We start from the raw sequence: 20,452 nt of genomic DNA on the forward strand, positions 1-20,452 counted from the left end.
GAATACAGAGGATTTTTCTATCCTCTTACCGTCTGCATGAATTCTAATCTACCCCCTGTTTCGGATTCAAAACTTGCGGCAAACCTGCAAGTCAAATCGACGAATGTACATGTCCCGACACCTAAGTTTTTTATGCCGGTGTTTCTGACGATTATTGTTGCAACACTTATTTATATTGGATTTCAGGTGAGTGCTGATTTAGCGCATGTACCGCCTTTGAGTCTTTATTCGGTTATCCTTTTATCTACAGCACTTTTGATTGCTTTAGGCTTTGAGTTTGTAAATGGCTTTCACGATACTGCAAATGCAGTCGCGACAGTGATTTACACCAATGCTTTACCTGCACCGGTAGCAGTCATGTGGGCAGGTTTTTGTAATTTTCTTGGGGTAATGGTTGCAAGCGGCGCAGTCGCTTACGGCATTATTGCATTGTTGCCTGTTGAATTGATTATGAACATGGGTAGTGGTGCAGGTTTCGCAATGGTTTTTGCGCTTCTTATTGCTGCGATTCTTTGGAACTTAGGAACTTGGTTCTTGGGTATTCCTGCGTCTAGCTCTCATACCTTGATTGGTTCAATCTTGGGTGTGGGCATTATGAACCATCTATTGAGTGCATCGACTGGCGTAACGACCAGTGGTGTTGATATGGATCAGGTGATTAAAGTCGGTAAGGCATTATTGTTTTCACCTTTAATTGGTTTTGCTTTTGCAGCGATTGTCTTCTTGTTGGTTAAAACTGTTTTTAAACGCCAATTAGAATTATTCCAGCCACCAGAAGGTAATAAACCACCTCCAGCAATCATTCGTGCAATTTTAATCTTTACCTGCACAGGCGTAAGTTTTGCACATGGTTCAAATGACGGTCAAAAAGGTATGGGTCTTATCATGCTGATTTTGGTTGGTCTGGTGCCGTTGGCTTACTCATTAAATAAAAACCTTGATACACAACAAGTTCAATCATTCCATCAGCTTTCTTCTCAAACTGCCGTATTTTTGAATCAAAATCAGCCAGAATTAACCGATGAAAAAGCACGTGTTATTTTGACTAAATATATTCAAACTAAACAGCAAACTCCTGAAGTAGTGCCTGCATTGGCAAGCATGACTGATCATTTGGGTGAGCGTGTTTCTAGCTATAGCAACTTAAAAGACATTCCTGAAGCTGCAATTAGCGAAATTCGTAATGACATGTATTTAAGCACCACATCGTTTAAACGTTTGGATAAAGCGAATGCATTACCAAAAATGGATCAGTCACAAGAAAAACTTGTGAAAGAATACCGTAGTAGCTTAGATTCATTCTTACAATACATTCCAACTTGGGTGAAAGTAGCCGTTGCTTTGGCACTTGGCTTAGGCACCATGGTGGGTTGGAAACGTATTGTTGTGACTGTAGGTGAGCGTATTGGTAAGCATCACATGACTTATGGTCAAGGGATGTCTGCTGAGCTTGTAGCAATGAGTACAATTGCAGCTGCTGATGGTTTAGGTATGCCTGTTTCAACAACACACGTTTTAAACAGTGCTGTTGCAGGTACCATGGTCGCGAATAGATCAGGCTTAAACTTCAATACAGTTAAAACAATTTTATCTGCATGGGTATTTACACTTCCTGCAACAATCTGTTTGTCAGGCGGTTTGTACTGGTTATTCTTGCAGTTTGTATAAAAGCATTTAAAAAACTTAAAGCCACTGTTTACAGTGGCTTTTTTATTTGTTTCTTTTTAAAGTTCAGTCTATTTTCATGTACATTCAATTATAAATTAACAAGTCGTTATAGAGCATCAAACAGCTTTAAGGCTGGGCTTAAAACTTTTATATCAGGATAGATTATGGATGCGGTTCAAATAGATCAGCTAAAACAACAATTTCCACTTATTCAAACATTACAAGATTATCAAGAAACATTTTGGTTTATGCCTCATCGTTATTCTTTAACAGAAGCTTTAGAGAAAGTGGGGCTTACAGCAGAGGACGTAAGTGAAGCAGAAGCTAGATTAGAACGTTTCGCACCTTATTTGGCAAAGGTATTTCCTGAAACTCAATTGCAACATGGAAAAATTGAATCAGATATCGTTGAAATTGTGAACATGCAAAAGGCACTTTCTTCAGCAGAACAAGTGCAACTGAGTGGAACATTCTGGCTGAAAAAAGATAGTCATTTACCTATTTCAGGCTCTATTAAAGCACGTGGGGGCATTTACGAAGTGCTCACACATGCTGAAAAACTTGCTATGGAGGCAGGCTTACTTAAGCCAGAAGATGATTACAGTAAGTTAGATCAAGATTCATTTCGAACGTTCTTTTCTAAGCACCAAATTGCAGTAGGTTCTACAGGCAACCTAGGGCTTTCGATTGGCATCATGAGCGCCAAACTCGGTTTTAGAGTCACCGTTCATATGTCTGCTGATGCGAGGCAGTGGAAGAAAGACAAACTACGTTCACTGGGCGTTAATGTTGTGGAATATGCCAGTGATTATGGCGTAGCTGTTGAAGAGGGACGAAAAGCAGCAGAGCAAGATCCACATTGTTTTTTCATTGATGATGAAAACTCAAAAACATTATTTTTAGGCTATGCCGTTGCAGGAATACGTCTAAAACAGCAATTTGAACAAAAACAAATTAAAGTTGATGCTGAACACCCATTATTTGTTTATTTGCCGTGTGGCGTTGGTGGTGGCCCTGGTGGGGTGAGTTTTGGATTAAAACTGGCTTTTGGTGAGCATGTACATTGTATCTTTGCAGAACCCACCCATTCACCATGTATGTTACTGGGTGTCCACACAGGTTTACATGATCAGATTTCAGTGAATGATATTGGCCTCGATAATGTAACTACTGCAGATGGGCTTGCGGTAGGCCGTGCTTCAGGTTTTGTGGGACGTGCTATGCAGCAGTTAATTGATGGCTATTACACCATTGATGATGAACGTTTATATGAGCTCATTGCGCTTTTAAATCAAACCGAAAATATTCAGCTTGAGCCTTCTGCGGTAGCAGGCATGATGGGACCCTATTATGTTCAGACGAGTCCGGATTATTTGGCTTTACATCAATTATCTGCTGAGAAATTACAACAGGCAACCCATGTAATATGGGCGACAGGAGGCGGTATGGTGCCGTCTGATGAAATGCAAAAATATCTCTCACACTTTCAAAATAAATAAATACAGAAAGAAGCCCAATTCTAGAATTGGGCTTCAATCAAATTATTTTTTAGATGATTTTCCAAAAGGTAGTTTTTCGGTCGCGAAGCCATAGATTGCAGCAAAAGGCAGGGCAGTTCTTGCTAAATAAGCAACACGCCACAATCCACCGTGGTTGGCACCTTCCATCATGAGTTCAAGCGGATGGTCCAATTCAGTTTCAGGATTTGCCACAGAAGACTCATTTCTTAAGTCATGAATCCAGATTGCCGCCATAATGGCATTGGTCGTTTCAGGGCTAAAGGCCTCTACATCAAAAAGCTCTGCGCCATTAAAAGCAGCTTTCAGTAATGGATTTTTAGTCACAGAGTGGGTAGTTGTAGATGGAGCAATATTAATACTTACGTGTTGACCCTGATGGCGAGCTAAAATAGCACGCCATTGTTGAATGCGTTTTGCCAAAGCATAATTTGGCCCTTGCTCAACGACTAGACAGTCGGCAATACCATAAGTTTTTCCATTTTCACAATCAATCAGGTCTTGATATGGTGCTTGGAAAAAACGATTTAAGGAAAGTGTAGAAACACCTTTCACTGCTAATTTTTGTAGTTTTGTGCGTGATTTAAATTTTTGTTGAGCAGCTTTTGCTACTTCTTTAGGAACTGCATAAACATCGGTTGGCGTACACATAAACATAAGGCTTGTATCGGACTTATGCTCGCTCACAAATTGCATGATGCTATCCATTGCCATGGATACACGAACGTGCTTTTCACCATCTAAATAGGCAATTGCAGCTAAATCTAACTTTTGTGGAAACTGCACTAGCCACTGTGCAATTTCTGGTAATTGAGTCAATAAATTTGCACCCAATTTATCTTTTAGTTCAGAAGCTTTTGCTGAGGATGCAATTTGTTCAACGCTTGGAGCAATGAGTGTTGCATTTCCTTGTTGAATCGTATTTAAAATTTTGCCCCAAACACGTGGGTTTGGTAAGTCGACAGCAATAATATTCGCTTTCCATTTGGCTAACCAAGGTAGAGGACCAGCTTCTGAAGCTGCACCAAACAGCACCATGGTACGGTCAGATAAATCAAACCATTCTGGATGTGCAGTAGCTTCACGCAAAGCTTTTGCATGACTTGGTTCAATAATACCAGCCTCTTCCCAACGTTGAATTTGGTCCAATAAGCTTTGTCCACTGAGTTTTTGTCCTTTGTAAGGAACGTACCACTCTGGAGCTGCTTCACTTTCACCTTTAAGTTTGACTGTATGAAGTGGCGTAGATGAAGCAATATGAACCGCATCTTTTAAAAGATAATGTTTATTATCACGATAGTAGTCAAAAATATGATGGGCTTTATGCAAACCTTGCTTAGCAATAGTAATGGGGTTGCTACTATTTGAGATCCCTTGTTTAACAAGTGCTTTAAAATAGGTAGGGTAGTTTTTTCGCCAGTTCTTTTCATTCAGCACTTGTTGCGCGGTTTTATTATCTACAACAGATAAAGCCTCTGACAAAATCTCTTGGCCTGTAAGAGATGTGCTTTGTTTTTTTGTTGAGGCGTGTACTGGAAATTGTAGACCTTCGACTTGACTTGTGCTGGACATAAAATATCTCGTTATACGACTGGGTTAATATACAGGTGTATACATTATCTATGCCAACGAAAGGAAACGAGTGGCAATAACTGACAAAATAATATTGATTGTTTATGTGATGAAACATGAAAGAGCGATTTATTATGATAAATCTATCTCATTTTCGCCTTAATTTTTTTCACATTTTTAGAACATTTTTATAGACTTATGTTACATAAATGATTATTTTGTATTAAGCGAATACATCAGTTTTAACCTGAAGGTAAAATGAGCAAAATGTATCAATAATACAGATACAGAAATGATTAAAAACTAGACTTTTTTATTAAAAGATAAGAAAAGTCAGACTGAATAAGAAAGAATTGGGGTGAAACTAGATAGAAGACAACATAAGATTGTCTTTTAAAAATCTTGGGGATATGGTGATTTTTTTGCACCATAATTTTCTAGTTTCATCCCATCTATTTTTGGGTTGGAACCCTCCATTTTGGCACTCACTTGTTTGAACTTTATTTCTTTAAAGTAACTTCAAAATTACTTTAAAAGAAGAGTATCTCTAACAGCGTCCTTTTTTCGCTTGTCCTGGTGGGCAAAAGTCTCCAGGATGGTTGTGATAAGGTGAGTCGGGATCAATCACAATACTACCTTCACGTGTATGAACTGCACAGGCTGATAATGACATTGTGAAAATTGTTGCTGCACAAAGAAATAATATTTTCATCATGTTCTCACTTTTTTATCATTCTCCTTTGTACTATAGAAATATATTGATTATTTTTCGATCTACTTTTCGTTAAGAATATCTTTAATAATTTTAATTAAAAGAAACTAATCAGACCGTAAAATTGTTCGAAAGCCCACATGAGTTGCTGCCAAATCAAAGTCTTGAGGATAGCGGCTACTGTTTCGATAACGTGAACAATAATTTTGAGCACAAAGAAAAGATCCGCCTTTAATTACATATTGTGTACTGGTGATTTGTTGTTGTCTTAAATCAGAATAATTTCCCATATGTTGGTCATGAGCTCCTTGATATGGAGATGATGTCCATTCCCATACATTTCCAATCGTATCAAATAGTTTGAAATTATTAGGCGCAAAGCATCCAACCGGGGCGACACCTTTAAAGTGATCTTGATTTAGGTTTTGAAAAGGGAACTCACCTTGCCAGTAATTTGCTTGGGGATGTTGGCGTTCATCGGTAGGGGCTTGATGTAAGGGTGTATCAGTTTTTGAATTGGCTTTAGCTGCATATTCCCATTCTAGTTCTGTTGGTAAATCATGTCCTAGCCAAACTGCATAATGTTCAGCATCATTTTTACTCACATATCGCACAGGTTCATTCGGATTAGCTAGGGCGCCAGTACTGCCATTTGGGGTTTTCCATGTATAACCTGATTTTAGCTGCCACCATTGCTGTGGATGATGAGAGTCTGGTGAAAAAACTGCAGCCTGCTTTTGTTTTTCGGCATCGGTAATATAGCCTGTGGCTTTTACGAAGCTTGCAAACTGAGCAACGGTAACTTCAGTTTGGTCAATCCAGAATCCTTTGACTTCCCGTTGTTTTTTCCCAAAATTAAGTTCATCTGGATAGGCTTTTTCAGAACCAAAATTAAAATGTCCATCAGCAATTAAAACCATCCCAGCGGTAGGTTTTTTGAGCCAACCTTGAGGTAGTCCAGTGTAGTTTTTACACTTTTCAATAGAGCCTAAGTCAGCTAAAGAAGTTTGCTGCTGTAACGAGGGCGCAGATTCAGAAACGTGTGAAGATTGACTACAGCCCGTCATAAAAGACAGGCTGATGGTTGTAACTAAAAATGGTTTCAATTTCATTTGGCGTTGTATTCCTGCACGCCATTCTTTTCAGTATATTTTTGATAAACCGATAAAAGCTCTTGCACTTTAGCAGGATAAAGCTGAGCAACGTTTTGTCTTTCCCCTCGATCTGTTTTAATATTGTATAGCTCCCATGTTCCTGTGCCTAATTCAGGGCGTCCTTGAAGGGCAATTTTCCACTCGCCTTGTTTTGCATATTTACTGCCATGTAACTCATCGGCAAAACTAAAATTTTCGGGGCGAATCGTGGTTGTTTTATTTTCAAGCAAAGGTTTCCATGAAACCCCTGATGGCGTGTTAATGGTACGACCATTATATTGGCCTTGAGGTACTGGAATATGAGCATATTCTAGTAAAGTTGGGAAAACATCGAGTACTGATGCAAAGCTATGGTTGGTTTCTTCTGCTTTTTTCTGGTTCGGTAATTTCACAATAGCAGGCGCTGTGGTTGCACCTTCGCCAGCTGTATCCTTCCATAAATGGAAAGGTGCCGCGCTGACCTCGGCCCAACGTGGTCCAATATAGTGATACGAAGTAGGCGTGCCCACATTTGTTACTGAGTTATCAAAACCAGATTCGCTGCCATATCCGCCACGTACAAAACCTTCTGCACCATTATCGGAAACAAAGAAAATTAAAGTATTGTCATAAAGATTATTTTGCTTAAGGTATTGAATAATTCGGCCCACATTGGCATCGAGATTTTCAACCATGCCTGCATAAATTTCCATTTTACGGGCTTCAAGCGCTTTTTGTTCAGCTGTTAACTCATCCCATTTTCCATATTTTTGTGGAGCATTCTGTGTCGCAATTGGTTCTGCTGCATCAAAGTTTGCAGGGATAATACCGAGCTGTTTTTGCCTAGCAATACGTGCATTACGAATAGCATCGTAACCGACATCATAAACTCCACGGTATTTTTCACGGTATTCAGCAGGTGCCTGAATGGGCCAGTGAGGTGCTGTATAGGCTGCGTAAGCAAAGAACGGTTTGCCGCTATTTTTGCCTGAGTCTAAATAGCTTAGTAATTTATCGGTAAAATAATTTGTCGAGAAAAAGTCATCAGGCAAAGCCGAAACAGGAATAACTTGACCATCTTCTGTATAGGTTGAATTTCGCTTAAAGGCACTCGGCGCTTGCTTAAAGTGGTGATCTAGACCTTGTAATAAGGTAAATGAATGGTCAAAACCTTTGGCGTGTGCATTTGTTTCAGGTGTTAGCCCTAAATGCCATTTACCACTGATGTACGTGCGATAGCCGTTATCTTTAAGTACTTGTGCGATGGATAGCGAACGGTCGTTTAAATACCCTTCGTAACCTGGCTGTCCTTTCAAACGGTCTGGCGTGAGTTCAGCCATTGCACCAATGCCAGCTAAATGGTGATCAGTCCCAGAAATAAGTTGAGAGCGTGTCGGAGAACAGGTTGGGGCGGTATGATAGTCGGTTAAAAGGCGTCCTTCTTGAGCCAAACTATCAATATTAGGTGTATGAATTTCTCCACCAAAAGCTCCTAAATCTGAATAGCCTAAGTCATCAGCCATAATAAATAAGATATTCGGTTGCTTAGGCGTACTTACGACATTTTCTTGATTATCGTTGTCATTACATCCAGCCAAAGATAAGCTAAATAAAGCAATGGAAAGGCTAGATAAAATTGCTTTGTACTTCATTGTATCATCTGAATTATTAAAAGAATTGGCATGAGTTTAATCAGATGGTTTTTGCAATCAAAACAACGAATTGATCAAAGAAAATCAGAAAAAAGACTGAGAATTTATGGTGATAAACAAATGAGAAAAAAAGAAAAGCCCATAACGGGCTTTTTCTTAGATTTATATGTTTTAGAAAGGAAGGCGAGTAAGTTGGTCTAAGAAATGTGGAATGACTTTTGGCTCAAGTAAAATGGTTACGATGATCCCGTAAGCTGCACCCCACAAATGAGCGCTGTGGTTGATATGACTATTACCGCGTTTACCAGCCCAAATACTGTACGCCACATATAAAATCGCAAAGATAATAGCGGGTACAGGAATGAAAAATACAAAAATCAGTTTCCATGGCTGGAACAGAATATAAGCAAATAAAACAGCTGACACAGCACCAGAAGCGCCTAGGCTTGCCCAATTCGCATCATTCTTGTGTTGTAGATAGCTTGGTAAAATTGCGAAGATTAAGCCACCTAAGTAGAACAACACAAAACCCATGTCATAAAAATACTGGCGATAAAAACTTTCAATAATACTGCCAAAGAAAAACAGGGTGATCATGTTAAAGAGTAGATGGGTTCCATCGGCATGGATAAAGCCATGAGTAATGAAGCGATCAATTTGTCCACGTTGCATTGCAGGTGGCCAAAAAATCAACCGGTTCATCACGTTCTGGTTGCTAAAAGCAAGTAAAGAGATAATGACCGTAATAATAATAAGAGTAACTGTATGGTTAAATGGCAAATGCAACATAAGAAATATTTAAAAAATGATCAATACTGGCCCAATAATGCCATTAAAAACTTAACTTGAAACCCTGTTGTGTATAAATCCGACAAATTTAGTTGATTTTTTTTAAATCCACCTCATCTTCGGTTAATATAAAGGCATCAGCTTGAGGAATATTGTTATGTCGACTGAGAACACCAACACTGCTGTTGCAGAAGAAATTCCAAACCTTTTGATTACACCATCTGCACAAGAGTATTTGCACGATTTATTGTCGAAGCAAAATACTCCGGGAATTGGCGTTCGAGTTTTTGTTGAACATCCAGGTACGCCACGTGCAGAGTGCTGTATGGCATATAGTGCACCAGAAGAAGTAGTCCCAACGGATTATAAACAGGACTATCCTGATTTTCCTGCATATATTGATGCGCCATCGATTCCTTATCTTTTAGATGCTGTAATTGATTACAATAAGGACCGTTTTGGTGGTCAGCTCACTTTCCGTGCACCGAATTCTAAAGTTCCACGTGTTGGTCCAGATGCATCAATTGAAGAACGTATTACTTACATTCTTCAAGCAGAAATTAACCCAGGTCTTGCAGGGCATGGCGGAAATTGTAGCTTGGTAGAAGTACAAGATGACCCAGAACATGGTTTAACTGCTGTATTGAAATTTGGTGGTGGTTGCCAAGGCTGTTCTGCAATTGACGTTACCTTGAAACAGGGCGTTGAAACTACTTTAAAAGAGCAGATTCCTGAGCTTCAACGTGTGGTTGACCAAACTGACCATACGCAAGCTGAAGGTGCTTATTTCAAATAATTAAATTATTTGAAAAGTGAAATAAAAAAGCCTCGTAATGAGGTTTTTTTATGGCTATCAATTGAAAATAATTATCAATATTGTTTATTTTATCATTTAAATTTGTTACATTTGTTTAAGTAAAACTTAATATTTATTCATAATTTAATGTGTTGGAGTCGGATATGACGAAAAGTATTTTCCAATCTGTATTATCAATTTCGGTACTTACAGTAATGTTTCCTACGGCTTATGCTGCTGAAAGTGAAAATATTTTAGTTGATTCTTCTATAAAAAATAAAAAAGAAGGTGAAGTTGCACAATTAGAAAAAATAGTCGTGACAGCAAGTGGTTTTGAACAAAATATAAAAAAAGCAGCAGCTTCTATTTCGGTTTTAACTCAAGATGAGATTAATAAAAAAGCATATCGTGATGTAACTGATGCACTTAAAGATGTGCCTGGAGTGGTTGTGACAGGTGGGGGAAGCTCATCTGATATCAGTATTCGTGGAATGGGAAGTGCATATACCGTCATTATGGTTGATGGTAAGAAAGTAAATACACGTTCTGTGCGTCCTAACAGTGACAACTCAGGTATTGAGCAAGGTTGGTTACCGGGAATTGAAAGTATCGAACGTCTTGAAGTTATTCGTGGACCAATGTCTGGACTATACGGTTCAGATGCGATGGGTGGTGTTATCAATATCATTACTAAAAAAGTTGCAGATGTTTGGAACAGTTCGGTTAAGTTAGATACAACTATTCAAGAAAATAATAAATCTGGAAATCTTTACCAAGCCAATACTTATGTTTCTGGCCCATTAATTAAGAATTTACTTGGATTAAAAGCCAATGGCACATTTTCACAAAGAGATGAAGATGAAATTATTGGCGGTTATCAGAAACAAAAAATTCGGACAGGCGGGGCTACTTTAAGCCTTACACCAAATGATCAGCATACGATTGAACTTGAATACCAGCGTTCTATTCAAAATCGTAACGCGACCATTGGAAAAACGGTTTCACCTGTTCAAACTGGTCGTAATCCACCAGCGGATTCATTAACAGACTACTACCGTACAGAATATAGTTTAACGCACCGTGGTGATATTGGTCCTGTGAAGACTCATTCTTATATTCAACGCGAAGAAAATAAGAACCCGTCTAGAAATATGGAAGCTGTAAATACTACATTTAACACCCTTAACCAGATCACACTCGCAAATCATGCGCTTAGCGTGGGCGGCAGTTATCTCAAAGAGGAATTAGATGATTTAGGTAACCAATTAAAAGTGGGCGGATCACAGCCTGTTTCTAATTTAGATCGTTATAGCTGGGCGTTATTTGCAGAAGATGCATGGAATATTATTGATCCTTTCACTTTAACAATGTCATTACGAATGGATCAGGACGAAAAATTTGGAGATCATTTCAGTCCTAAACTATATGGTGTATGGACTTTAAATGATAACTGGATTATTAAAGGCGGTGTATCAACAGGCTATAAAACACCTGCATTAAGAGCGACTGTAGCAGAATGGGGACAAGCGACAGGAGGGAGCAGTTCTGCAGGAGTAATTGTTGGTAATCCTAATTTAAAACCTGAAAAAAGTACGAACTATGAGCTTTCATTCTCTTGGGATAATCTTGATAACTTGAATGCGGGTTTAACGATTTTTAATAGTGAATTTAAAGATAAAATTACAGAAGTTAGAACCTGTTCAGGTGAGGCAGGCGCTCGCGAGTGTAAGTGGTTAGGTCTGGATTTTGATTTTGTCAGTCAACGTACAAATGTAGATAAAGCCAATATGAGAGGTGTTGAAGCGACATTTGGTTGGTTAATTTCACCAGATTTAAAAATGAATGCTAATTATACTTATACCGATACTGAGCAAAAAAGTGGTCAATTTAAAGGTCAACCTTTAAACGAAATGCCAGAACATATGTTTAACACTACTTTAGATTGGCAAGTTAATGACTTAGTAAATATGTGGAGCCGTTTGAATTTCCGTAGTAAAACTTCTGAATATTTAAGTCGAACCTCAATGGCTGAAGGAAAGCCTGCTTATGGACTGGTTGATGTTGGTATGAACTATAAACCGACTGACAAGATCCAATTTGCGGCAGGTATTTACAACTTATTTGATAAAGACATAGATGTAGCAACTTATAATTATGTTTTAGATGGGCGCCGCTATAATTTAGGAATAATTTATAAATTCTAAGCGATTAAATAACAAAGGCGCTTTAAGCGCCTTTGTTATTTAAAATATTTAATGCTTTTTCAGAATAATAAAATTTTTCTAAGTGAACACGGGCACGTCGTCTTAAATGTCCTGTTGTAACTAACTGCTGTAATACAGGGACAAGCAACTGAGTCAGTTCGTGTTGAATTAAGTTTTCATCGATATTGAGGTCACGAAGTAACAAGTCAAAATTACGTTCCTGATTTCGAACATACCAAGTATAGATACCATCATGTACTTGTTGTTTCAGGTAAGAAGTTTGGCGCATGTGGTCCCAGATTTCATGTCCTAAACCCACAGTTTTTGATAAATCCTGAACCTCTACATAATTTTTTAAAACAGAAAGCGGCATGGCTTTAACTTTATGCCAAACATTTGCCTGAAAATGGTAGAGCTTATCATTGTCAAAATGCTGGTTTAAAACACGCTCACTCATTTGACTTAGTTTTAAAATATTCTTTTGCAAATAATGATTAATCGTATCGTCTAGATTCGAATCGGTCACAGTTTCTAGAACCGATTTTCCCATTTTCATAAAACGGCCTACACCTGGCACACGTTTTGACATAGATTCATCTAAGTAATCATGCATTGTTTGTTGAATCAGTTGAGTCAAAAGTGCTGAAAATGCAGGATTATTAACCATCGTTTTAATGATTTTTTTACGATGTTCTTCTTTACTTGCAACGTATTGTGCAATTCCATCAATGGTTAAAACAGGAATAACATCTTCAATTGTTGCACTGTCATTGATTGGATGTATAAGTGCAAAACGAATATGTTCTGCAATTTGTTCAATCAGAAAATCAGAAGCAGATGTTTCTAAAATCTGTTTTTGAATGAGTTGCTGAATATGCTCAAAAGTCCAGAGGTGCTGTAGTTGCCGACTACCCAACCAATGATAAAATTGCTCAAACTCTTGCTGGATGGTACTGGCCTGAGCAAACTCTTCATCTAAAAAATCTAGATGAGCTTCAATGAGTTTTTCTATGAATGGCTGGGTAGACATAAGGTCTCGCAAGTCTGAAAATTGGAATTAGGGAGTACTGGTTTTAGTGGTCTGATTGGCCTCGATTTTTAATAAAAAAGGCAAATATTGCTGAACCACTAATTGCTCAGCTTCCAAGATTGGCATATGGCCAACATTCTCTAAAATAACCGGAGGTTGGGCATTTTTTAAAAGTCGTTTTAGTTCACTAGCGACTTCTACATTAATAATCTTATCCTGTTTACCCCATAAAATCAGTGTTGGTGCATCAATCGTCTTTGTTAAAACTGCAAATGAGTCCGGTGTGTAAACTTTATTGAGTGCAATAAGCTGATCAACCAGTTTTTGAGTTTGAGGCGCTTGATTAATCATGAGCTTTTCTTGAGCTTCCAGAAACTCTTTAGGGATAAATGGCGGGCTAAACATGGTTTGCTTTAACAAATAGTTAAAGTCTCCCTTTTTAGACACTAACAGCTGCTTTAAGTAGACAGGATCTTTTAAGTAAATTGTATTTGCAGAACGGAAAATTCCGCCACTATCAACCAAGAATAGGCTTTTTGTTTCAAATGGATATTGTCCGGCATAGAGCAGGGCAATTGAGCCACCCAGTGAATGCCCAGCAATATGGATTGGACCTTTTAAATTTGCGGCTTCGACAAAGCGTCGTAATTTTTCAGCAAGATTAGGAACAGAATAATCAAAGTCTTGCGTAACTACAGTTTCACCACTGCCAGGTAGATCTGGAATAATAACGTGGTAATTTGCAGTGAGATAACGCGCAACTCGGTTCCAGTTATCACGACTCCCTCCCAATCCATGGATGAGTAACAAAGTAGGCTTGCTGGTAGAGCCACCTTCACTATAAGACCATTTTACATCGCCAACTTTTAAACTTTTACTTTGTAGACCTGCCCAGTTTCGCTCTTGCTGTAAGATATTTTGAAAGCTCACATCAATTGTATCTGCTGCTTTTGTCTGCGAAATACCCATTACTGTGGTAAGACTACATGCTACGGTAAATGCTATAGCAGCTTTTTTAAAAGCAGTTTGAGTTGATACAAACAGTGTTGTCATAAGATTTCATCCTTGAAGCGTGAGCGATTGGAAAATTATTGAAAAACTTTGCCAATGAGTCATTTGCCAAACGATTAAAAGGGAGAAAATTATAGTCAATCCATTTGCTAAAGTATGTCTATTTTTTCACTAAACAGTAGGGAATTTGAGGTTAAATCCACCTTAAAATGAATTAAGGATATTTAAATTTTTTCATGACAAAGGATTTATTTTTTGTCAGTGACATTCAAATTTTGACACATTAAAATGATTTCTAACCTTGAAAAAACAATGGAAATATAAAATGCCTACTGCGCAAGAAGTTTTAGATCGTCTGAAAGCTGGTAATCAACGATTTGTAAATGGAAATACTTCCCTTGCAAAAACCTTATCGCATCATGAACGCGCTGAAATGGCAAAGGATCAAAATCCATTTGCGATTGTATTAGGCTGTTCAGATTCTCGTGTTCCAGCAGAAATGGTATTTGATCAAGGTCTTGGTGACTTATTCGTAATCCGTGTTGCTGGTAATGTGGTTGCACCCTCACAAGTCGGTAGTGTTGAGTTCGCGGCAGAGCGCTATGACTGTCCGGTTGTTGTTGTATTGGGACATAGTCATTGTGGCGCAATTCAAGCGACAATTGATACGTTGATGAACCCTGATCAACCGCCGTCATCTAACTTAATGTCGATTGTGAACCGTGTTCGTCCATCAGTTGAAATTTTAATGCAAACTGACTTAAAAAATGATTTGAAAAAATTATCGTGTCATGCGGTACGTTCAAACGTTTTTGCGTCGGTCAATCAGTTACGTCATGGTTCAAGTGTGCTTGAAAGCTTGATTGCGAAAGGTGAGTTGATTGTTGTGGGTGCAGAATATTCACTAGAAACTGGTGAAGTTACTTTCTTTGATTTTTAATTAGATTAACAATAATTATTAAAACTAAAAGGTGCCTACAGGGCACCTTTTATATATGGATAAGCTAAATTAAGTAATTTTGATTGTGCTTGAGTATTTGGATGAATCAAGTCATTTTGCATAAGCTGTTTTTGACCTGCAACACCATCAAGAAAAAACGGAAGTAATTTCACCTGATATTTTTGGCTGACAACTTTATAGTTATTTTCAAAAGCTTTGCTATATGCAGCCCCATAATTTGGCGGAATTTTCATGCCAAAAAGAATAACCTGGGCTTTTTGTTTTTGGCTTAATTGAATGAGCTGATCCAGATTTTTTTGAATCATCTGTGGTGGTTGACCACGTAAACCATCATTTCCGCCTAATTCAATCACGACCACATTAGGTTTATAGGTCTGTAATAATTTAGGTAAACGGGCTAAAGCGCCGCTAGTTGTTTCCCCACTAACACTTGCATTGACCACTTTGTGTTGTTTGGGATACTGTTGGTCTAAGCGTTTTTGCAGTAATTGTACCCAACCTTGTTTGGGATCAATTCCGTAACCGGCACTAATACTATCTCCTAAAATTAAAATAGTTTTCGCCGATACAAGCATAGGCAGCATACTTAATGAGATGAGCATGATGCTTTTAGAACCAATCAAAAAAGATTTATACATTTGTACTTCGACCCTGATTCTGAATACATAGGACTTTTTACATCATGCCACAACCCATCATTGCTGCCCATCAAGTTACACAAACTATTCAGATTAACCAAAATCAGTTTACGATTTTAAAAGATATCGATTTAGAGATTTTTGAAGGGGAGCAGGTGGCAATTACTGGGCGTTCTGGCTCAGGTAAATCGACCTTACTAGGAATTTTGGCGACTTTAGATCAACCAACTGAAGGAGAAGTCTGGTTATGTGGTCAAGCTGTTCATCAGTTAACAGAGGAGCAACGTGCCCAAATCAGAATGCAACATATTGGTTTTGTATTTCAGTCTTTTCAACTTTTGCCTCAGTTGAGCGCGCTTGAAAATGTGATGTTGCCCTTACGATTACGTAAAGATTTTGATTATAAATCCGCAGAGAAAAAAGCTTTAGATTGGTTGCATCGAGTAGGTCTTAGTCGTCAGGTTGAGCAAACACCTAAAGTCTTATCTGGAGGGGAACAGCAACGGGTTGCGATTGCGAGAGCTCTTATTGCAGAACCACAAATTATTTTTGCGGATGAACCGACAGGAAACTTAGATGGTCAGACAGCACAGGAAATTGAGAGTCTACTTTTTGATTTAAACCGAGAGTTAGGTACGACTCTGATCTTGGTGACCCATGATCGTAATTTAGCAACCCTTTGTCAGCGCCATGTTGAGTTAGATGACGGCCAATTAAAGACAGTACAGAGTGGTTAAATGATGCGTAATCTTCTAAAACCACTTTTACTACAAAGTTTTCGTACGGGTGGATTATATCTACTCATTATTGCTTTATCGCTTGCGATTAGTGCAACTACAGCCCTGAAATTTAGTAATGACCAAGTGAAAAATGCAGTCAGTCTGCAAGCCTCGCAAATGCTAGGTGCTGATTTAGTTCTGTCGAATAATGAGCCTATCGAACAGTCGTGGAAAAAAAGGGCAGAGCAGTTAGGTCTGAAACAAACCAATGTCACGATATTTAGCTCTATGGCACATACCCAAGATCAGTTTGTCATGGTGAATGTAAAGGCAATCGAGCCTTTATTTCCACTCAGAGGACAGTTGGAAATTGAACCAAGCGCTAAAGCGATTCAATCTGGTGAAGTTTGGCTAAGTCAAAGAGCAGCCGATTTACTTAAAGTAAAGCTAGGAGATACTGTTTCTATTGCTGATGGCAGCTTCCGTTTTAGTGGCGTGATTGTGCGTGATTCAAATCAGGAACTCGGTTTTTCAGGTTTTTCACCTACCGTCATTATTCATCAAGCCGATATTGCTAAAACGCATGCGATTCAGACAGGGAGTAGAATCGATTATCGACTGTTAATGTCTGGTCAACCTGAACAAGTTCAGGCATTTTCAAAGCAATTTAAGCAACAGCATCAACCTTCTAAAGAAGCAGATGAAACGGCGGGTCTACATTTACGTGATGCAAGTGAGTCAAATAGTCGGTTATTACGCCCGCTTGAAAACCTAGATACCTTTTTGCAACTGGCCAATATTTTAACGATTTTGTTGTGTGGGATTGCCATAGCTTTAACGAGTCAACGTTATGTTCAGCAAAATCAAGATCACATTGCACTTCTCAGATGCTTAGGCGCCAGTAAGTTCCAAATTTTATGGGCCTATATTGGACTGCTTTGTATTGTCAGTGCGATTTCAATTGTGATGGGCAGCCTATTAGGTTTAATCATGGGATATGGCCTGCTGCAACTGATGTTACAACTCATTCCTCAATTAGAATTAAGTTTTTCGTTAATACCGCTATTACTTGGACCTTTACCAATTGCTATTTTTACGAGTGTGATCGTACTGCTCGGTTTTATTTTGCCAAGCATTTGGGAGCTTTTAAATACACCTCCAATTCGGGTGATTCGAGAAGAAGCCAAATCTCGTAAATCTTTATTCTTTATGTTTTTTGCAGGCATTAGCAGTCTGATTGTTTTTAGTTTGGTGTTAAGTGAAAACTTAGTGCTCAGCATTTTGGTTTTAGCTGCGATTATCGTTCTTTGTATTCTGCTTTACACCGCTGTCTGGTTATTGCTTCGTAGTTTAAAAAAGATGAAAAATCGGTTGTCTTTTTATATTCGTTCTCCATCCCAAAGTGCCTTACAAATTACTGCACTGGCTTTAGGCTTAAGCCTCATTACGGTACTTAGTGTATTAAGAACTGATTTATTGGAGCGTTGGCAGCAACAGCTTCCTGAAGGCACTCCAAATCAATTTGTATATGGTTTACCTCCATTCGATTTAAAAGCTTTTGAACAACAGTTAAAGCTACATGGTTGGCAAAGCACGCCGTTATATCCAAATATCCGAGGCCGACTGGTAGCAAAGAATGATGTACCTTTTTCAGAAGAAGCCATAAAACAAAATAACTCTTTGCGTCGTGAATTGAATTTAACGCAATCAAATCAATTGCCGAATGACAATGCCATTACAAAAGGGCAAGCCCAGTTTAATGGTGTAGGGCAAGTTTCAGTCGAAAATAAAACTGCTGAAAGTTTAGGAATTCAAATTGGAGACAAACTTACCTTTAGTCTGCCTGAAGGCACGCTGCAAGCCAAAGTTGTTAACTTTCGAAATGTAGAATGGGAAAGTTTTAGTCCTAACTTTTTCTTTATTTTTTCACCTAAAACCTTAGACGAAAATGCTGGAAGTTATTTAGGTAGTTTCTATGTGCCTAAGCAAGATCAACCTAAAATGATCAATATTATTCAGCAGTTCTCAAATACAGTATTTATTGATGTCGACCGAATCTTGGATGAAGTAAAACGCTTAATGAATGTCTTGGTCAAAATAGTAACTGTACTGGCAGCGTTAGTCGGTTTTTCAGGCGTATTAGTACTAATTGCATGTTTAAACCTATTAATGGACGAAAGGCGCCGTGAAGTTGCTTTACTACGCTCATTTGGTTTATCTAAAAATAAAATGAAGCAAATGCTCAGTTTTGAGATTGGGTTTCTTGGGCTGTTAGCAGGCATAGTTGCCTGCTGTTTTGCCGAAGTGATTAGTGCGATTGCCAGTTATAAAATGAATATGGCAATACAGTGGCATATGGAAATATGGCTGATTTTACCCCTAGGTATGATGCTAATTTGTGCCCTGATAGGTCGTTATCGACTCGGTTATCTTTGCAACTTACCACCTTTGCAAAGCTTAAGAGAATTAAACCAGCTGTAGCTTAAGGAATAATATCAGGGTTCTGGATGATGATTTCATGCCATAGTGGAAGTAAAGGTGAGTTGAGTTGTACACAGTACATATAAAAACCACCCGTAATTACAACTGCTGCTAATAAGCCTAAAATTTTGAGCACATTTTTAAACTTACTGACGTAGCTTAAGTACCACATTAGCGCAAGGAATGCTCCAATCACCATCCCGCCAATATGTGCGGCATTATTAATACCAGTTGCGACAAAACCAAAAATAAGGTTGATTGCCATAATCATTAATAATGCTTTTTTATCGAGTATGTAGGCTTGATGCGGAAGTGGTGGAAATAAGGAAAGTACGGTTAATGCAGCACCTAATCCCATTACGGCGCCTGAAGCACCTGCACTGACATGAGGAAGTAAGCTCTGGTCGAAATGTTGCATTAATTCATGTCCATTTTGAATGGTCATATAACTACTTAAAAGGCTTCCGAATAAACCAGCAAGTAAATACATGCCTATAAAATAGAAGCGACCAAATAGTGACTCGGCAACATTACCGAAAATATATAAGGCCCACATGTTGAGCATGAGATGGACTAAACCAAAATGAAAAAACATGCTGGTAAATAGACGTTCAGGCTGCCCAGAAAAAGTAAGTGGTGTAAAATCAGCTCCCCAATGAATAGCATCTTTCATGGCTGGGTCACTAATATCGACGCCAGATAGAATTTGCCAGACAAACAAACCTACATTGATTGCGATCAGTAGGGCGGTCAGCCACCAAGTTTGTACATTGAGTTTACGATTAATGTGCGGAGGCTGATATTGAGTCATGCTATGCTTTTGTTATATATGAACATGCTTTACAGCTTAACATGAAAAAAGTTGAATACAGGAGATCAGGACGAACATGAAAGCTTTTATTGTTCGCGTGTTGTTAATTTTTATTGGGGCGATTCTCCTTATTCAACTTTGGATTTTTTCGAGTTTGGTCTGGTGGCGGACACATGAAGTGGATACGACCATGTTCATGCGAATTGATTATTGGTCTGATACATCAGAGCCAATTGTCCATCAGTGGCTGGACTACGATGATATTAGTGACAATTTCAAACATGCGATTTTAGCAGGCGAAGATGCAAAATTTATCCATCATCATGGCTTTGACTGGCAAGGTATCCGTTTTGCCCTTGAGCGGAATAATGAAGAAGGTGAAGTGGTTGCGGGTGGTTCTACCGTGTCTCAACAGCTTGCAAAGAACTTGTTTTTATACAATAAACGTTCATTTATTCGGAAAGGCCAAGAAACGGTCGCGACTTGGATGATGGAGCGGATGTGGTCAAAACGCCGAATTCTTGAGGTATATATGAACTCAGTTGAATTCGGCAAAAATTTGTATGGTGTTGAAGCAGCCGCTCATCATTATTATGGTAAGAGTGCAAAAAGCTTAACGCGTGAACAAGCTGCTTTCTTAGCTGCGTTATTGCCTGATCCGAAATATTATCAAGATCACCGCAACGATCATAAACTACAATATAGAAAACGCGTTATTTTACGTTATATGAATAGCACTCAGATTCCTGAATAATGCT

General features: G+C 38.5%; 17 protein-coding genes. 8 read left to right on the forward strand and 9 right to left on the reverse strand.

Translation table 11 applies throughout. The features are described 5' to 3' along the window. Positions 1-36: 36 nt before the first annotated feature. Positions 37-1,668: an inorganic phosphate transporter gene (locus ACINWC141_RS00265; protein ID WP_034676953.1), complete on the forward strand. Its 1,632-nt coding sequence runs from the start codon at positions 37-39 to the stop codon at positions 1,666-1,668. Between the two features lie 164 nt (positions 1,669-1,832). After that, positions 1,833-3,167 carry a D-serine ammonia-lyase gene (gene dsdA, locus ACINWC141_RS00270; protein WP_009386578.1) on the forward strand — a complete coding sequence of 445 codons (1,335 nt, stop codon included), beginning with the start codon at positions 1,833-1,835 and terminating at the stop codon, positions 3,165-3,167. Between the two features lie 42 nt (positions 3,168-3,209). Here the strand turns inward: dsdA and ACINWC141_RS00275 are convergent, their stop codons facing one another. The 5 genes from ACINWC141_RS00275 to ACINWC141_RS00295 form a co-directional block, all read right to left on the reverse strand. Continuing rightward, a complete protein-coding gene (locus ACINWC141_RS00275) occupies positions 3,210-4,757 on the reverse strand; it encodes a hypothetical protein (protein WP_009386573.1) in 1,548 nt (515 codons plus the stop codon). A gap of 547 nt (positions 4,758-5,304) precedes the next feature. Continuing rightward, a complete protein-coding gene (locus tag ACINWC141_RS19145; protein WP_009386556.1) occupies positions 5,305-5,469 on the reverse strand; it encodes a hypothetical protein in 165 nt (54 codons plus the stop codon). Positions 5,470-5,576: 107 nt separating this feature from the next. Then, positions 5,577-6,581 (reverse strand): SUMF1/EgtB/PvdO family nonheme iron enzyme, encoded by a 1,005-nt coding sequence (locus tag ACINWC141_RS00285; RefSeq protein WP_009386510.1) that lies wholly within the window; start codon positions 6,579-6,581, stop codon positions 5,577-5,579. Then, positions 6,578-8,254: an arylsulfatase gene (locus ACINWC141_RS00290; protein ID WP_009386541.1), complete on the reverse strand. Its 1,677-nt coding sequence runs from the start codon at positions 8,252-8,254 to the stop codon at positions 6,578-6,580. The genes ACINWC141_RS00285 and ACINWC141_RS00290 overlap by 4 nt, the downstream gene beginning before the upstream one ends. Before the next feature lie 171 nt (positions 8,255-8,425). Further along, the gene (locus ACINWC141_RS00295) at positions 8,426-9,043 is read right to left on the reverse strand and encodes a rhomboid family intramembrane serine protease (protein WP_002117778.1); all 618 of its coding nucleotides are present in this window, start codon (positions 9,041-9,043) and stop codon (positions 8,426-8,428) included. Between the two features lie 157 nt (positions 9,044-9,200). Between ACINWC141_RS00295 and nfuA the strand changes: the two genes are divergently transcribed. Together nfuA and ACINWC141_RS00305 are read left to right on the forward strand one after the other, a co-directional pair. Further along, on the forward strand, positions 9,201-9,839 hold the full coding sequence (nfuA, locus tag ACINWC141_RS00300; protein ID WP_009386614.1) for a Fe-S biogenesis protein NfuA: 639 nt from the start codon (positions 9,201-9,203) through the stop codon (positions 9,837-9,839). 164 nt (positions 9,840-10,003) lie between these two features. Beyond that, complete coding sequence (locus tag ACINWC141_RS00305) at positions 10,004-12,043, forward strand: ligand-gated channel protein (RefSeq protein WP_009386477.1); 2,040 nt, start codon at positions 10,004-10,006, stop codon at positions 12,041-12,043. A gap of 22 nt (positions 12,044-12,065) precedes the next feature. Here ACINWC141_RS00305 and ACINWC141_RS20185 read toward each other — a convergent pair whose 3' ends face one another. Together ACINWC141_RS20185 and ACINWC141_RS00315 are read right to left on the reverse strand one after the other, a co-directional pair. After that, on the reverse strand, positions 12,066-13,073 hold the full coding sequence (locus ACINWC141_RS20185; RefSeq protein WP_009386604.1) for a hypothetical protein: 1,008 nt from the start codon (positions 13,071-13,073) through the stop codon (positions 12,066-12,068). 27 nt (positions 13,074-13,100) lie between these two features. Next, on the reverse strand, positions 13,101-14,126 hold the full coding sequence (locus ACINWC141_RS00315) for an alpha/beta fold hydrolase (RefSeq protein ID WP_009386526.1): 1,026 nt from the start codon (positions 14,124-14,126) through the stop codon (positions 13,101-13,103). A 283-nt stretch (positions 14,127-14,409) separates the two neighbouring features. Between ACINWC141_RS00315 and ACINWC141_RS00320 the strand changes: the two genes are divergently transcribed. Beyond that, on the forward strand, positions 14,410-15,024 hold the full coding sequence (locus ACINWC141_RS00320; RefSeq protein WP_003653067.1) for a carbonic anhydrase: 615 nt from the start codon (positions 14,410-14,412) through the stop codon (positions 15,022-15,024). A 35-nt stretch (positions 15,025-15,059) separates the two neighbouring features. Here the strand turns inward: ACINWC141_RS00320 and ACINWC141_RS00325 are convergent, their stop codons facing one another. Then, a complete protein-coding gene (locus ACINWC141_RS00325; RefSeq protein ID WP_009386475.1) occupies positions 15,060-15,683 on the reverse strand; it encodes an arylesterase in 624 nt (207 codons plus the stop codon). A 44-nt stretch (positions 15,684-15,727) separates the two neighbouring features. On the opposite strand from ACINWC141_RS00325, the gene ACINWC141_RS00330 reads away from it, so the two are divergent. Beyond that, positions 15,728-16,420 (forward strand): ABC transporter ATP-binding protein, encoded by a 693-nt coding sequence (locus ACINWC141_RS00330; RefSeq protein ID WP_009386480.1) that lies wholly within the window; start codon positions 15,728-15,730, stop codon positions 16,418-16,420. A 3-nt stretch (positions 16,421-16,423) separates the two neighbouring features. Next, positions 16,424-18,883 carry an ABC transporter permease gene (locus ACINWC141_RS00335; RefSeq protein WP_009386520.1) on the forward strand — a complete coding sequence of 820 codons (2,460 nt, stop codon included), beginning with the start codon at positions 16,424-16,426 and terminating at the stop codon, positions 18,881-18,883. Position 18,884: 1 nt separating this feature from the next. On the opposite strand, the gene ACINWC141_RS00340 is transcribed toward ACINWC141_RS00335, so the two are convergent. Continuing rightward, the gene (locus ACINWC141_RS00340; protein ID WP_009386498.1) at positions 18,885-19,694 is read right to left on the reverse strand and encodes a rhomboid family intramembrane serine protease; all 810 of its coding nucleotides are present in this window, start codon (positions 19,692-19,694) and stop codon (positions 18,885-18,887) included. Between the two features lie 76 nt (positions 19,695-19,770). Between ACINWC141_RS00340 and mtgA the strand changes: the two genes are divergently transcribed. Next, positions 19,771-20,448: a monofunctional biosynthetic peptidoglycan transglycosylase gene (mtgA, locus tag ACINWC141_RS00345; protein ID WP_004793982.1), complete on the forward strand. Its 678-nt coding sequence runs from the start codon at positions 19,771-19,773 to the stop codon at positions 20,446-20,448. The last annotated feature ends 4 nt before the right edge of the window (positions 20,449-20,452 follow it).

Source organism: Acinetobacter sp. WC-141 (genome assembly GCF_000313935.1).
Taxonomy (GTDB): Bacteria; Pseudomonadota; Gammaproteobacteria; order Pseudomonadales; family Moraxellaceae; genus Acinetobacter.

Coding starts and splice junctions, on each gene's coding strand:
- ACINWC141_RS00265 (WP_034676953.1), top strand. CDS start 37: ATGAATTCTAATCTACCCCCTGTTTCGGATTCAAAACTTGCGGCAAAC.
- dsdA (WP_009386578.1), top strand. CDS start 1,833: ATGGATGCGGTTCAAATAGATCAGCTAAAACAACAATTTCCACTTATT.
- ACINWC141_RS00275 (WP_009386573.1), bottom strand. CDS start 4,757: ATGTCCAGCACAAGTCAAGTCGAAGGTCTACAATTTCCAGTACACGCC.
- ACINWC141_RS19145 (WP_009386556.1), bottom strand. CDS start 5,469: ATGAAAATATTATTTCTTTGTGCAGCAACAATTTTCACAATGTCATTA.
- ACINWC141_RS00285 (WP_009386510.1), bottom strand. CDS start 6,581: ATGAAATTGAAACCATTTTTAGTTACAACCATCAGCCTGTCTTTTATG.
- ACINWC141_RS00290 (WP_009386541.1), bottom strand. CDS start 8,254: ATGAAGTACAAAGCAATTTTATCTAGCCTTTCCATTGCTTTATTTAGC.
- ACINWC141_RS00295 (WP_002117778.1), bottom strand. CDS start 9,043: ATGTTGCATTTGCCATTTAACCATACAGTTACTCTTATTATTATTACG.
- nfuA (WP_009386614.1), top strand. CDS start 9,201: ATGTCGACTGAGAACACCAACACTGCTGTTGCAGAAGAAATTCCAAAC.
- ACINWC141_RS00305 (WP_009386477.1), top strand. CDS start 10,004: ATGACGAAAAGTATTTTCCAATCTGTATTATCAATTTCGGTACTTACA.
- ACINWC141_RS20185 (WP_009386604.1), bottom strand. CDS start 13,073: ATGTCTACCCAGCCATTCATAGAAAAACTCATTGAAGCTCATCTAGAT.
- ACINWC141_RS00315 (WP_009386526.1), bottom strand. CDS start 14,126: ATGACAACACTGTTTGTATCAACTCAAACTGCTTTTAAAAAAGCTGCT.
- ACINWC141_RS00320 (WP_003653067.1), top strand. CDS start 14,410: ATGCCTACTGCGCAAGAAGTTTTAGATCGTCTGAAAGCTGGTAATCAA.
- ACINWC141_RS00325 (WP_009386475.1), bottom strand. CDS start 15,683: ATGTATAAATCTTTTTTGATTGGTTCTAAAAGCATCATGCTCATCTCA.
- ACINWC141_RS00330 (WP_009386480.1), top strand. CDS start 15,728: ATGCCACAACCCATCATTGCTGCCCATCAAGTTACACAAACTATTCAG.
- ACINWC141_RS00335 (WP_009386520.1), top strand. CDS start 16,424: ATGCGTAATCTTCTAAAACCACTTTTACTACAAAGTTTTCGTACGGGT.
- ACINWC141_RS00340 (WP_009386498.1), bottom strand. CDS start 19,694: ATGACTCAATATCAGCCTCCGCACATTAATCGTAAACTCAATGTACAA.
- mtgA (WP_004793982.1), top strand. CDS start 19,771: ATGAAAGCTTTTATTGTTCGCGTGTTGTTAATTTTTATTGGGGCGATT.